Annotated in this window: 14 protein-coding genes; 9 read left to right on the plus strand and 5 right to left on the minus strand. The window is 61.1% G+C overall.

What is annotated here, in order from left to right; translation table 11 throughout:
- Positions 1-105: 105 nt before the first annotated feature.
- The 3 genes from V5E97_RS26430 to V5E97_RS26440 all read right to left on the minus strand — a co-directional run bounded on the left by V5E97_RS26430 (position 106) and on the right by V5E97_RS26440 (position 2,298).
- The gene (locus V5E97_RS26430) at positions 106-600 is read right to left on the minus strand and encodes an IS66 family transposase (protein WP_406694574.1); all 495 of its coding nucleotides are present in this window, start codon (positions 598-600) and stop codon (positions 106-108) included.
- Positions 601-605: 5 nt separating this feature from the next.
- Positions 606-1,181, minus strand: coding sequence for an IS66 family transposase zinc-finger binding domain-containing protein (locus V5E97_RS26435; protein WP_406694575.1), 576 nt, complete (start codon positions 1,179-1,181; stop codon positions 606-608).
- A gap of 220 nt (positions 1,182-1,401) precedes the next feature.
- Positions 1,402-2,298 (minus strand): SGNH/GDSL hydrolase family protein, encoded by an 897-nt coding sequence (locus V5E97_RS26440; protein WP_406694576.1) that lies wholly within the window; start codon positions 2,296-2,298, stop codon positions 1,402-1,404.
- Positions 2,299-2,520: 222 nt separating this feature from the next.
- On the opposite strand from V5E97_RS26440, the gene V5E97_RS26445 reads away from it, so the two are divergent.
- From V5E97_RS26445 to V5E97_RS26470, 6 genes are all read left to right on the plus strand, one after another.
- Entirely contained in the window at positions 2,521-3,366 is an 846-nt protein-coding gene (locus V5E97_RS26445) for a protein-tyrosine phosphatase family protein (RefSeq protein ID WP_406694577.1), read from the plus strand.
- Positions 3,367-3,393: 27 nt separating this feature from the next.
- Positions 3,394-4,224, plus strand: coding sequence for an MIP/aquaporin family protein (locus V5E97_RS26450; RefSeq protein WP_406694578.1), 831 nt, complete (start codon positions 3,394-3,396; stop codon positions 4,222-4,224).
- 282 nt (positions 4,225-4,506) lie between these two features.
- The gene (gene leuC, locus V5E97_RS26455) at positions 4,507-5,910 is read left to right on the plus strand and encodes a 3-isopropylmalate dehydratase large subunit (RefSeq protein WP_406694579.1); all 1,404 of its coding nucleotides are present in this window, start codon (positions 4,507-4,509) and stop codon (positions 5,908-5,910) included.
- A 7-nt stretch (positions 5,911-5,917) separates the two neighbouring features.
- A complete protein-coding gene (gene leuD / locus V5E97_RS26460) occupies positions 5,918-6,586 on the plus strand; it encodes a 3-isopropylmalate dehydratase small subunit (RefSeq protein ID WP_406694580.1) in 669 nt (222 codons plus the stop codon).
- Positions 6,587-6,863: 277 nt separating this feature from the next.
- Positions 6,864-7,034 carry a hypothetical protein gene (locus tag V5E97_RS26465; protein WP_406694581.1) on the plus strand — a complete coding sequence of 57 codons (171 nt, stop codon included), beginning with the start codon at positions 6,864-6,866 and terminating at the stop codon, positions 7,032-7,034.
- Between the two features lie 293 nt (positions 7,035-7,327).
- Positions 7,328-8,137 (plus strand): DUF1559 family PulG-like putative transporter, encoded by an 810-nt coding sequence (locus tag V5E97_RS26470; RefSeq protein ID WP_406694582.1) that lies wholly within the window; start codon positions 7,328-7,330, stop codon positions 8,135-8,137.
- Between the two features lie 1,427 nt (positions 8,138-9,564).
- Here V5E97_RS26470 and V5E97_RS26475 read toward each other — a convergent pair.
- Positions 9,565-9,939, minus strand: a complete 375-nt coding sequence (locus V5E97_RS26475; RefSeq protein ID WP_406694583.1) for a helix-turn-helix domain-containing protein — start codon at positions 9,937-9,939, stop codon at positions 9,565-9,567.
- 14 nt (positions 9,940-9,953) lie between these two features.
- Positions 9,954-10,325, minus strand: a complete 372-nt coding sequence (locus tag V5E97_RS26480; RefSeq protein ID WP_406694584.1) for a type II toxin-antitoxin system RelE/ParE family toxin — start codon at positions 10,323-10,325, stop codon at positions 9,954-9,956.
- A 329-nt stretch (positions 10,326-10,654) separates the two neighbouring features.
- On the opposite strand from V5E97_RS26480, the gene V5E97_RS26485 reads away from it, so the two are divergent.
- The 3 genes from V5E97_RS26485 to V5E97_RS26495 all read left to right on the plus strand — a co-directional run bounded on the left by V5E97_RS26485 (position 10,655) and on the right by V5E97_RS26495 (position 12,633).
- Positions 10,655-10,927, plus strand: coding sequence for an autorepressor SdpR family transcription factor (locus V5E97_RS26485; protein ID WP_406694585.1), 273 nt, complete (start codon positions 10,655-10,657; stop codon positions 10,925-10,927).
- On the plus strand, positions 10,924-11,568 hold the full coding sequence (locus tag V5E97_RS26490) for an SdpI family protein (protein WP_406694586.1): 645 nt from the start codon (positions 10,924-10,926) through the stop codon (positions 11,566-11,568). The genes V5E97_RS26485 and V5E97_RS26490 overlap by 4 nt, the downstream gene beginning before the upstream one ends.
- A 399-nt stretch (positions 11,569-11,967) precedes the next feature.
- A complete protein-coding gene (locus V5E97_RS26495) occupies positions 11,968-12,633 on the plus strand; it encodes a hypothetical protein (RefSeq protein ID WP_406694587.1) in 666 nt (221 codons plus the stop codon).
- The last annotated feature ends 173 nt before the right edge of the window (positions 12,634-12,806 follow it).

Here is a 12,806-nt window from a genome sequence, read left to right on the forward strand (position 1 = left end):
ACCACGATTGTCAGAGGACAAGAAAGAGGCTGATCTCGAGACCCGCCGGAAGAGTCGCATCACGGTTATGGCTGTGGGAGCGAGAAGCCAGGCACTTGTATGACTTTAGCCGGCTGCAGCTACTTTGGCCGGTAGCGGAGGGAGGTGGCCGTTAGCGAGGTAAGCGGCAAGAGCATCGACAAACGTTTTGAGCGGGGCATGACCGCGTTGTTGCAGGGTCCGATACACGCTCATCAACACCGCTTGAGTATCGGCTCCACGTTCGCTCCGATTGCCGAAGCTGTTCTTGCGGATCATTACCGCGGGGCGGATCGCGCGTTCGGCGTGGTTGTTGTCAAACGGGACGTCGGGTTCATCGAGGAACGTGAAAAGGTCATCGCGATGGCGCCGCAGACGCTTGATCAACCGCTTGGCATCCTTGTCCTCCCACACCGTGGCGATCAACTCGTCCAGGCGGACCGTCAGACGCGTGCGCCGCGAGGCGTATTCCTCGGCAGGCACCTCGTCGCGTTTCTTCAGCCGAATCGCGTCGCCCAGCAGACGGCGCAGTTTCTTCACGAACCCGAGCCAGTTCGGTCCGGGGCGGCCGTACTTGGCCACCGTCTTCAACTCACGCAGCAAATGAACCAGGGTGTATTGCCCAGTCCGTAGTGGAGCCAGGCCGAGAGCACCAAGGTCCGGTTGCCGAGGGTGGCGCCGGGGAGGGCGTCGGTGACGATGGGTTCGACGGCCTTCTGACACCGGGGGCACCAGTCGCGATGGATCGTGTGCTCGGTAACGACCGGGGTGATCGCCTCGGGGATATCCTCGATGATGCGGGTCCGGGCCTGGTTGGTCCGGGTCAACGGGCCGTGGCATTCCGGGCAGGCTTCGAGGCGATGTTCGACCCGGCGATCGATCACCTCGGGCGTCGGTCGCCGCGTGCCCGGATGTCCCTTCTCGCGGCCGGGACGTTTGCGACGACCATCGGCCTTGGGCTTGAGGAAGGGGGGAATCATCGCCGAAGGGGTTGTCGGCGTGATAACTGGAGTTGTCGAGGGCTGGGCCTCCGCCGCTTTCTGAGCCAAGCTCAAGAGTGCGAAGACAACGGCTTCCTCACCTTGACGATAAATCTCTCTGGCCTGCTGCTTGGTGAGCGCAGGCCCAAGAGGGACGGGAGTGAGAAGTGTTTGATCCGTCATCGGTTTGGCCCAAGAGTCCCGAGCCAAGATCAATACGGAACGGTGGTTTCAAAAGCAAGGCAGTTGTCCCCTGCAGACGGCTAAAATCTTACGGTCATGAGAGGATCTCGATCAGACACCGATCACGCGGCCAAGAGACGGAACAACCTCGCCACACAATTACATAGTCACTATTAAAACACAAGCAATCCGATCTCGAGCGGCCTTGTTTGCGACGAAATCAACGCGAGCGCCGTGGTTTCTCGTCGTACGCCCCCTGCAAAACCGCCCAGATCGCGTTGGCCATGTTCTGGTGCCCCGCCTGGCTGAGATGAATCGAGTCGACGGTCATCCCCTGCTGCTGGAGCACACCGAGCAGAACGCGTTTGGGAACCAAGAGGGCGTTGTATTGCCGCGCCAGACGGCGCTGAATCCGCCCGTACGCGTTGTAAGTCGGGGGTAACGGCAACTCGAGCATGACGAGCACTCGGCCGGGCCGGCGGACGGCCGAGAGCAACGTCGCGAGCCCCGCTTCAAACTTCGCCGGGGTGGTCTCCCCCAGGATGTCATTGCCACCAATCTCCAGCAAAACGAGCAGCTCATCCGAAGAGACAGAATTCGCTTGCCGCAACGCGGAAGCGACGTTGGCCCCGGCTAGCGAGTGGTCGTGGACCACGACGTCATGGCGGTTCGCGAAGACTCCGGGCCAGGTCTTGACCTTCGACTGATTCGTCCCCGCCGTCACGGAATCACCGATGATCCCAAGAATCGGACGCCCGAGTTGAGGAACCGTCGGCGCCAGGTGATAGGGCCCTTCGACCAGCATGGCCCCAGCCCACAAGATGGCGACGGCAACCCGCAAGCCAAGAACGACTCGGGCCGGGAGCCGCCCGCGAAACGCTTCGCCCGCGACCCATGACAACGACGCAAGGACCAGGAGGATCTCGAACCAAGGCGGCAACGGCGTCGCGGATAAGAAGATCAACGTGACGCCGTAAAAGACGAGGGTGTTCCGAAGGATCCGGAGGTAAGGCCTCCTCGCCAGGGCAGACAGACCGACCGCAACGATCAGGCAGGCAGCCCCCGTGAAGAACGACTGGCCGCTCGCAACGTGGAAGACGAGCCATCGCGTAAGCATCAAGCATGTTCCCGTCTTCGATTCACGGCCTTCTCAAACCAGGCAGGCCCACCCGATGCATTCCCGCGTGACCAAAGGGGGGAGGCTCGCGAAAAGAAAGCAAGCGTTTCGGGGCCCCTGTCCCAGGCCGGAAAGAATCGCGCAATCGCGTGAATGTGATTGACTTGCGCCTGTCCTCCCTGGTACGAAGTACCCGTTGTCTCTCCTTGATGCAAGAGACAGGTGCGACCACCTTCGCGATTCGACCACCACGGAATTATTCACCCCGACATGTTCGAGCCGATGCGCTACGCCGCGCTGTTCGGTGTTCTTGGTATCTTGCTTGGGTGCGCTGCCATGCAATCGGCGGCCGGAGTCGGTGTAAGCGCCGTCGGTGTGCTCGCCGTGGCCGAGGGATACGTGGCACTCTGCTTGCTGACCATGGCGCTGACTTACGGCTTGAATGATCGGGGTATCCCACTCGAGCGGGCCTTCGGATACTTCGGGGGGAGGCAAGCCCTCGGCCTGCTCTTGCTCCCCTACCGGGTGCTTGCCCGGATCACGCTGGCTCTGCTCCGCCGCTGCGACTCGATGGAGTTGATGCATCCGATCGGCCCTCGGCTCTACGTGGGACGGCTCCCTTTGCGCTCAGAGCAGGCGAAGCTGACGGCGCTCGGGGTGACGTCGGTCCTGAACCTTTGTGCCGAGTTTCCGCGACGCTCACGAAGGCTCGCCCCCTCAGACCTGGAGACGGCCTACCTGCCGGTCCTCGACGGCACGGCCCCGTCCGATCGGCAATTCCGCCAGGCCGTGGAATGGATCGCGGCTCGTCATGGCGAAGGCCGATCGGTTCTGATTCACTGCGCCCAGGGACGCGGGCGAAGCGTGACCGTCGCCGCCGCGGCGCTTTGCCGGCTCGGGTTGGCGGCTGATCCCGACGATGCGCTGGCCCAAATCGTTTCCGTCCGGACCAAGGCCAGACCGTCACGCAAACAGCGGCAGGCCCTTGCTCGATTCTGGAACTCGGATCGAGCGGGTCCGTTTCCGTTCCCGAGTTCACTCCGCCCGAACATAGACACAACCTCCTGACTCTTTTGGAAGGGTATCGGCGCTCTTATGGAACCACCCCCGCTGCGGTCCGTCCTGATGGGCGAGTTTTTTGGGACCTTGATCCTGGTCCTTCTGGGTGACGGAGTCGTCGCCTCGGTATCGCTGCTGGACAAGCAAGCCAACTGGATCGTGATCACGACGGGGTGGGGCCTTGCCGTCACACTGGGCGTCTACGTCAGCGGCCGGCTGAGCGGCGGCCACCTCAATCCGGCCGTCACACTGGCCCTGGCCGCCCGCGGCGAGGTCGCCTGGAGTCGGTTGCTCCCCTACTGGTCGGCCCAGCTCGCCGGCGCCTTCTGTGGCGCGGCGTTGGTCTATGCCGACTATTTCGCCGCCTTCACGGCCTTCGAGCACACCCACCACATCGTTCGAGGGGGAATGGTCGAAGGCAAGCTCGACGGCCCCGCGGCGGGAGGAGCGGGCATCTTCGCCACCTACCCCGCGTTCGATGGGTTGGCCGGCAACTTCTTCAGTGAGTTTCTCGGCACAGCGCTCCTGCTCTTCGGCGTCCGTGCCGTGACCGATCGCCGAAACGCATCGCCGCAGATGAACCTCGAGCCGATTCTGATCGGCGCGGTCGTCTGGGCGATCGGCCTCTCGCTCGGAGGCCTGACCGGCTACGCGATCAACCCCGCGCGTGACCTCGGGCCCAGGCTGGCGTCGGCCGTCTTTGGCTGGGGGCCGGCGGTCTTTCAATCCCACAACTACTACTTCTGGGTGCCGATCGTCGGGCCTTTGGCCGGCGGAATCGTGGGGGCCGCCCTTTACGACCTCGCGATCCATCGCCATCTCCCCCCTGCCAACGAGCCCAGCCCGCCCGGCCGCCTCTCGCCCTGAGCTTGCGGATTGATTATTCTGGAAGGGGCGCCCCAAACGAAGTATGGGGTGCCCCCGCCTCCTGCCGGAAGTTGGGTGGGCACGGCTAGCCCTGCCTTTATCCGGGCCCTAGAATTCGTTCGCTATCAAAAAAAAGAAGGCGTGCGGGGCCTTCGTCGGTTGAACCCAATCGCTAGCGAGCGTGCCTGGGGCGTTAGGGTCCCCCCTCGACTCATTTTGGATTTGGTTTCCTGCCCCAACTGATCGAATTGAAAAACAGAAGCGAAGTGAAGGACGCCGTTGATGCCCGAGACCCTGTTCGAGAAGGTATGGAAACGCCACGTGGTGACGACCACCGACGAGGCGACTCTACTCTACGTCGACCGGCATCTCATCCACGAGGTGACGAGTCCGCAAGCGTTCGAGGGGCTCCGACTGGCCGGGCGTAAAGTCCGCCGCCGTGACCTCACGTTCGCCACGCTCGACCACAACGTTCCGACCGAGAATCAACTCGATATTCGCGAGCCCATGTCGCGCCGGCAGGTCGAGACCCTCCGCGCCAATTGCCGCGAGTTCGACGTCACGCTCTACGACATGCAGAGCGGCCACCAGGGAATCGTTCACGTCATCGGCCCGGAGCTCGGCCTGACCTTGCCGGGCACGACGATCGTCTGCGGCGACAGCCACACGAGCACCCATGGGGCGTTCGGGGCCCTGGCCTTCGGGATCGGCACCAGCGAGGTCGAGCACGTCCTGGCCACCCAGACCCTCTGGCAAGGGCGACGGCCGCACTCGCTCGGGATCGAGGTCACGGGTACGCTCCCGGCCGGTCTCGAACCGAAGGACATCATCCTGGCCGTCATCCGGGCGATCGGCACCGGGGGAGCGACCGGGCATGTCATCGAGTACTACGGCCCGGCGATCACGGCCCTCACGATGGAAGGGCGGATGACCGTCTGCAACATGTCGATCGAGGCCGGGGCCCGCGCGGGCTTGATCGGGCCCGACGACACCACGATTGAGTACATCACCAAGGGCGACCGCCCATTCGCGCCCAAGGGCAAGGCACTCGAGGCCGCCCTGAACGACTGGAAGCAGCTTCGAACCGACGACCCGTCCGCGTTCGACCGGCACATCTCGATCGACGCGAGCACCTTGGCACCGCAAGTCACCTGGGGCACGAACCCGGCGATGACGGTCGACGTGACCGGGCAAGTTCCCGACCCCGACAATGTCCCGTTCGCCAGCCGGGAAGACGCCCGCCGGGCCCTCGACTACATGGGCCTGACTCCCGGCACCCCGATGACCGAGATCCCGGTCGACATCGTCTTTATCGGCTCATGCACCAACGGCCGGATCGAAGACCTCCGCACGGCGGCCAAGGTCTTCCAGGGCCGCAAGGTCGCCGCGGGGGTTCGCGCCTTGATCGTCCCTGGGAGCGAGGCAGTCCGGGGCCAAGCCGAGGCGGAAGGTCTCGACCGAATTTTCTCCGCGGCAGGCGCCGAGTGGCGGCAGGCGGGGTGCAGCATGTGCCTGGCGATGAACCCGGACAAGCTGACCCCCGGTCAGCGCTCGGCCAGCACCAGCAACCGCAACTTCGAAGGGCGGCAAGGCCCTGGCGGCCGAACCCACCTCGTCAGTCCGGCCATGGCGGCGGCCGCCGCGGTCACCGGGCACTTCACCGACGTTCGCCACCTTCTCAAGTAAGGATATCATGGAACCGTTCGTGACCCATCGTGGTCGGGTGGCTGTGCTCGACTGGAGCGACGTCAACACCGACCTCATCATCCCGGCCCGGTACCTCAAGCGGATCGAGCGCACCGGCTACGGCCCCCTGCTCTTCGCCGACAAGCGTTACGCGCCCGGCGCGGCCCCAGCCGTCGACGATCCCACCGCGGCCGGCGAAGATAACCCGGAATTCCCGCTCAACGACCCGTCGAACCGCGGGGCATCAGTCCTGGTGGTCGGCCGCAACTTCGGCTGCGGGTCGAGCCGCGAGCACGCCGTCTGGGCCGTGGCCCAGGGAGGCTATCGCGCCGTGATCGCCCCCGGCAAGGGCGAAGGCTTCGCCGACATCTTCGAAGGCAACGCCTTCAATAACGGCCTCCTCCCCATCGAACTCGCCGAAGCCGACTGGAAGGAAATCGCCGAGGCCGGTCGCACCGAGGGGGGAGCCGAGGTGACCATCGACCTCCGCGACCAGGCGATCACCCTCCATTCGGCTCAAGGCGTCGAGAAGCGATTCTCCTTCGACGTCTCCGAATCCGATCGCCACCGCCTCCTCAACGGCCTCGACGCGATCTCGGAGACCCTCCTCAACGACGAGGCGATCCGCAAGCACGAGCAGTCCACCCCCGCCTGGCTCACGCCCCAGACGGCCTGAGCACCGCTCCCTCGCCGTAGTGTCTCATCGCTCGGCAGGGACTGACTCCTGACCCCCGAGAACCCATCGTCCTCCCCCTCTCGCAGTCTGATCGTCGCGAGAGGGGAGGACGTTTTACGTCTTGGCTGCGTCCCTGTTTGCTTATCTCCATGGTTCACCCCCTTTCGGCCATGCACCGATCGTAGCATGGACCGCAAGAAGGGGTTCACCGAACGCACAGGTCTCTTGGTGTGTCTGGATAGGAATAAGATGCTCAAAAGACAAGGTAGGGGGCAGAATGCGAACCAAGACGCACGAGGATATTCTGATCGAAGCCTTGTCGGCCGGTCGCGCTGCGGACGGAACAGGAGTCGTCCGGACCATCTTCTTGGCGGCACTGGCGGAGCATGCCGCAGACCTCAGGGAGTCAGTGGCCATGCACCCAAACTGGGTAAACCAGGAGGCTTGAGTAAGCTGCCAAGACTCGAGGACAGATTTACAGTTTTGCTAAATCACCCAGATTTCCCAATTGAAGTGCATGGCCACTGGTGGCCCCCCGTTTGGTGGATACCCCCTGCTAATGAACAATCCGAGGTGTTGTTGATAACCTCGTCCAGAGCGAGGTTATCAGGTGCGCATTCAGTTTCGATCAGGTGCCGGATGCTGCGGCCCAGGCGGTTCTGAAGCTTATGGGTTGAAGGACGAAGCGAAAGGCCGACGGGCGCGTTATCTTCGGTGAGAGTATCTCCACCGGAGGTTGCGATGAAACGCGGTTGCCTCATTGTCGGCGCGGTATTCGTGTGCTCGATCGTCGTCTATGTCGTCTTGGCGGCTAAAGCGTCGCAGGGGGCGGCGCGGCGGTCACAGTGTGTCGGCCAGCTCAAGTGGATTATCGTTCATTTGCACTTTTATCATTCCGTTCACGGCTCATTCCCTCAGGGCACAATACCGAACCTGGGACTGCCGCCGGAGCGTCGGCTGAACTGGGTGGTCGAACTCTGGTCTGTGTTGGGCATCGGGGCAATCCTCAAGGTCGACCCAACGAAGGGTTGGGATGAGCCGCCCAACTGGCCGCCGAAGGTTGTCGCGTCCGAGAACGTGACCTTCCAGGGGATGGAGCCGGAAGATTCGGGCGATTGGGTCACCTGCCCCGACCATCGTAGACCGAGGAAGCCGTTCCCGCTAACCTACGTCGGGGTAGCGGGGGTCGGAGCCGACGCCCCAAGACTCCCCTCCAAGCATCCCCGCGCGGGGGTCTTCGGTTATGACCGCGCGACCCGCATCGAGGACATCACCGACGGTACGAACCAGACAATGATGCTCATCGAGACTGCCCGCGATCTCGGGCCTTGGACGGCAGGGGGACCGTCAAGCGTACGCGGGGTCGACCCAGCGACAAAGCCCTACATCGGCCACAACCGGCCCTTCGGGGGTTACCACCCCGGTGGGGTCAATGTGGCTTTCGCCGATGGATCCGTCCGTTTCCTCCGCCACTCAATCGAACCAAGCATCTTCGAGGGTCTCTCGACCGTCGCGAGGGGCGAACGCCTGCCAACCGCGTGGGACCGATAGATTCAGGGCTTACTCCTCGCGGTGACTTCACGGCGAACAGACTGCCCTCTGCTCTTAACGTTGTTTTTTTCGTTTGCTACGGGAAAGTCAGGTATGACGATAATCGTCACACCTGGTGTGGGGATGATTCCCCCATACCAGCCCGACGAAGTGTGACGATTCCGTAGATACCAGACCGGGGAGCCGGCAGGCCCTGTTATAACCTGCCCCAGTGACAGGTTATCGGTGATGGTGCCCCATAGTCACCATTTATAACAGGGACTCTCCCCCTGTTAATTGTGGCCAGAAACCACATTTGGCTCTGCTGTCGCATCAAAGTAATACAGCCAAGAAGAGTCCAAGCCGAGGGCCTTCGATAATTCGTCGACCTCACTCGGAACCGAGTCTCTGCGATACGTGCGGACGACCCAAAGTCCCTTGACGGGGAAGGCAACGTGCACCCGATTCCCCGACATGGCCCCTGGGTCGGATGGCGGTAGGTCCCATAGCAGCGAGAGAAGTCGCACCAGGTCCCGCGGCGAGAGGAGCGTGGCGTTACCGCCGCCATCCCAAGAATTGAGCCATTCCTCGTGGATCACCCCATCTGGGGTCACCCACGAGCTTTGCCCGTAGTCCCGGCCATTCTCCCAAGGTCCGGCAACCCGGGCCATTTTGACGAGGTCATCTCCCTTCACTACCGGTGCCCCATGCTTCGGCCAGAACTCACTAGAGGGGCGAGCGCACCAGCGGCGCTCACGTGCGTGTCGATCGAGCGGCGGGATACGGTTAAGCCACGAGAACCCGGCAAAGAGTAACGCACACACGACCGGCGCGAACATGAGCGACCAGAGCGAGAATCTCCAATGTCGTCGATCGTAGGTAATCGGTTCAGTCATGAGGTGGCTGCTCCTGGCGATCGCGGGGTTGATCCCCATGGTGTGGAGATGATCTCCACACCGAACGCATAAGAGTTCTAAATGACGTGTTTCCCGACATTTAGAAGTTGCTCGGCCTGGGAAATACGGGGGAAATCCCGTGTTTGACTCCATTTAGACGCTAATCGCTCGACCGGGGGTTTGGCGACTCTCCCGGCTTGTTTTCTGCCAAGGGTTACGGGAATTCGACCCTGAAATCAGGGGTAGTTTGGCGACGCAGTTTGACCTCGCGGTTGAGTTGGTACCTGGCAAGGGTTTGCGACGATTTGACCCCGAAAAACGGCCAGTTTGACCGCGCGGTTCAGCGACGTTGCCAAACCCTATGAAACAATGGGTCTACACACTGTGTAGGTCTGTTTTGGGGCAAGTTCAGCGACGTTGGTCAACGACGCGGTCCAGCGATGTTGCCCGAGCGATGTGCCAGGCAGGCACATCAACAAAGGGTATTGTTTCAAACAACACCCTATGGGTGACCTCATTTGAAGTGATGTCGCCAAGGGCACCAACGATCAATTAGACCGCCTTTACCTTCGCCGCTTTGGGCTTTGTGACAGCCGATTTCACAATGGCCTTCGGCTTGACCGTCATGCCAGCGACCACGGCAGTCAGTTCTCGACCAACCGCGACAAGAGCTTTGAGCATTAGATCCACGGTAACTTCGTCAGTCGCCGCTTCAACCTTCGCGATGCGGGATTGGCTTGATCCGATCAAGTCGGCGAGTTGCTTTTGGGTCAGCCCTTTCTCCTCACGTCCCTCACGAATCGCTCGCGCCAGGGCCACGCGGAACTCGACGATCTGATTCTCGGCCTCGCTCAACCCAAGGAAGTCGGCCGCATCCCCGAACTTGAAGCCGGCCGCTTCCAACCTCTTTCGTTTCTCAGGATCCATTGGGACCTCCTTTGTTAGCTCGCCTCGTCGTATCGAGCGAGTCGTGACTTGCATCGGTCAATCGCGACCTTTGGGGTTTGCTGGGTGATCTTGGCGAAAACATCGACGATCACAATAGCGTCGGCATCGATCCGGTAAACGATCCGCCACGAGCGGTTTTCGTCCTTGATCCGAAGTTCGTGGCATCGCGCCCCGATGCTTGGCATCGGACGGGAGTGCGGCATCCCGAAGATCTCACGATTCTGGATGCGGCGGAGCAACAATCCGGCTTCGATCCTCGCCGCTTCCGAGAAGGGCGGGGTTTTGATTTCGCCGTGCAGCCAGGCCAGAGGTTTGGGTTCTTCGTTTGCCGTGCTCACGAGCAGAGTATATGCCAAATTCGACATAGCCTCAATATGTCGAATTTGGCATTAGCACGGGGAGTCAGTGGCCATGCACCGAAACAGGGTAAACCAGGAGGCTTGTGTAAGCTGCCAAGACTCGAGGACAGATTTACAGTTTTGCTAAATCACCCAGATCTCCCAATTGAAGTGCATGGCCACTGGTGGTCTGGTGGTCCCCATTTCCATAGTGCGCCTCCTTGGGCGCCTGGCCATGCGATGCTACGGATTGAAAAATCCCCTGCCACTTGACCCGCTTGCTTTCCCGCAGACAATTAGACAACATCCTAAATGTTTGCGACGGCCCTCCGAATAACGGGTAGAGAGCTCGGCCGATGAACGACGTTTTTAAGGCCCTCTCCGACCCGACGCGCCGCGAGATCCTCCGCCTTTTGAGGGGGGGCGAGAGGACGGCGGGAGAACTGGCCGAGCATTTTGCCATGACCAAGCCGTCGATGTCGCATCACTTCGCGGTCCTGAAGGAGGCGGAGCTGATCCGAAGCCGCCGCGATGGGAAGCAAATCTATTACACGCTCGACACCACGGTAATCCAGGACGTCCTCGTCTGGATTCACGACATGTTCGGGGGTGGGGAGAGCAACTCATGACTCGAGCATCTTGGCTCACCGCGATCGGGCTCATCGTCGCAGTCTGGATCGGCACTGCGATGGTCTATGGATCACTCCCGGACCGGGTTCCGACCCACTGGAACATCCGAGGACAGGTGGACGCCCATGGACCGAAGGCACTGGCTGCACTCCTCATGCCGGCGGTCATGGTGGGGATGCTCGCCCTCTTCGCGGCGCTCCCCTGGCTCTCGCCCGCTCAGTTCAAGTTGGAGGGCTTCCGATCGACCTACGGATTCATCGCCGTCATCGTCCTCGCGATGCAGGGCTTCATCCACACCATGTTGCTGCTAGCGGCGATGGGTTATCAGTTCGACATGACCAGGTGGCTTGTGGCAGGCACCCTCTTCGGTGTTGGCCTGATGGGGAATGTGATGGGCAAGGTCCGCCGCAACTTCTACGTCGGTTTCCGCGTCCCCTGGACCTTGGCCAGCGAACGAGTTTGGAACGAGACCAATCGCCTGGCTGCCTGGTTAACCTTCGGCGTTGGCCTGCTGGGCTCGGCTGTCGCCTTGATGGGCTACCCGATCGTGGCGCTCTCCTCGCTGGTGTTGATCGTGGTCATTCCGACGATTTTTTCGCTCGTGCGTTACAAGCAACTCGAGCGCAGTGGCGGACTCTGAGCGAGAATCGCCTGGGCTTCCCTTTCCCTCCGTCCCAAGCAACCCCCGCCGACCGAATGTTTCTAATAAAACTGATCACGCTTTCAATTTTACATAAAATCTGAAATCGCAACAGGGAGGGGAAAGGACCGAGAACCTTCAAAATCGCCAATATACATACTCTGAATCAACTCAACGGAGATTACCGATGAGGCTGTTAACAAACGCGACGTTACGGGTTTTCGCCGTCATCCTCGTTCTGGCCGGGTGGGCCCGCAGTTGCGAACGAGCCGAAGAGCAAGGAACACATATGGGAGGGCAAACTGGCGATCAACGCGGGGATCGAACTTCGCCTGGTCTTCTGATTTAGTAGGACTGACAATGTGGCGATTTGATGGAAGACTCAAAGCATGGTCGCTCATGGCCGTCGTGGCGATCGTGGCGGTATCCCTCGCAGCGGCACAGGTCGAAAGTGCCCCCAGGGCCGCGATCGCTATCATCGGGGCCTGCCTCTTCTATTTGGGATACGAGAGGTATTCGGCTGCGCTGACGCAGAGACGGGTAAGAGGTTTAACGACAAGCGGGTTGCAGAAAGCGGTCATACTCCTGGACTCTGCAATCTTTTCGGTGTCGGTCATCGGGTTCTCGGACATCGCGTTCCTGATCGGTTACTACGGGTTTATGAAGATCGCCTACAAGGCTGTCGTGATGAGCCACTGGACGCCTTACAACGATTCTGGCTTCATGGCTACGGGCGTAGTTATCGGAGGGATCCTGGCCTTGTGCGTCGCATCATCCTTGAGGCGAACGATCGATCGAGAAAAGTTGAGGTATTCGCATCGGTGGCTCAACCTATGGCCAGTCGGGCTGGTGATCTTCCTTGGGATCGTTCTGGGTTCGGAGGAGATGAGGGAGCGATATTCGTTCTGCCAGATGATGGCAGCCTATCACGCGGGACCGAATGCGCAGATGGACGGCCTGAAGAATGCCGCGGCACATGCCTGGCTAAGGCAGTGGTATGAGCGTGCGTCGATTCGCCCGTGGTTGCCCGTTCATCCTGACAGAGTTCCCCCGAGTCTGGAGTAGGTCAGCCCGAAGGCATTGATGCCAGCCGGCCTTCGTTCTCGATCCGGAAAGGGCTCGAAGTCGGGACGTCAATGGCCATGCGTCCCAACAGGACAAATCAGGAGGCTTGAGTAAGCCGCCAAGACTCGAGGACAGATTTGCAACTTTGCTATATCACTCAAATTTATCAGCCG

The organism is Singulisphaera photorubra, assembly GCF_045290345.1.
Classification (GTDB): Bacteria; Planctomycetota; Planctomycetia; order Isosphaerales; family Isosphaeraceae; genus Singulisphaera.

What these genes read in the sequence shown, in the direction of transcription:
- V5E97_RS26495 (WP_406694587.1), top strand. Translation starts at nt 11,968, where the DNA reads ATGGCCGTCGTGGCGATCGTGGCGGTATCCCTCGCAGCGGCACAGGTC.
- V5E97_RS26465 (WP_406694581.1), top strand. Translation starts at nt 6,864, where the DNA reads ATGCGAACCAAGACGCACGAGGATATTCTGATCGAAGCCTTGTCGGCC.
- V5E97_RS26485 (WP_406694585.1), top strand. Translation starts at nt 10,655, where the DNA reads ATGAACGACGTTTTTAAGGCCCTCTCCGACCCGACGCGCCGCGAGATC.
- leuC (WP_406694579.1), top strand. Translation starts at nt 4,507, where the DNA reads ATGCCCGAGACCCTGTTCGAGAAGGTATGGAAACGCCACGTGGTGACG.
- V5E97_RS26490 (WP_406694586.1), top strand. Translation starts at nt 10,924, where the DNA reads ATGACTCGAGCATCTTGGCTCACCGCGATCGGGCTCATCGTCGCAGTC.
- V5E97_RS26475 (WP_406694583.1), bottom strand. Translation starts at nt 9,939, where the DNA reads ATGGATCCTGAGAAACGAAAGAGGTTGGAAGCGGCCGGCTTCAAGTTC.
- V5E97_RS26480 (WP_406694584.1), bottom strand. Translation starts at nt 10,325, where the DNA reads ATGTCGAATTTGGCATATACTCTGCTCGTGAGCACGGCAAACGAAGAA.
- V5E97_RS26440 (WP_406694576.1), bottom strand. Translation starts at nt 2,298, where the DNA reads ATGCTTACGCGATGGCTCGTCTTCCACGTTGCGAGCGGCCAGTCGTTC.
- V5E97_RS26435 (WP_406694575.1), bottom strand. Translation starts at nt 1,181, where the DNA reads ATGACGGATCAAACACTTCTCACTCCCGTCCCTCTTGGGCCTGCGCTC.
- V5E97_RS26470 (WP_406694582.1), top strand. Translation starts at nt 7,328, where the DNA reads ATGAAACGCGGTTGCCTCATTGTCGGCGCGGTATTCGTGTGCTCGATC.
- leuD (WP_406694580.1), top strand. Translation starts at nt 5,918, where the DNA reads ATGGAACCGTTCGTGACCCATCGTGGTCGGGTGGCTGTGCTCGACTGG.
- V5E97_RS26450 (WP_406694578.1), top strand. Translation starts at nt 3,394, where the DNA reads ATGGAACCACCCCCGCTGCGGTCCGTCCTGATGGGCGAGTTTTTTGGG.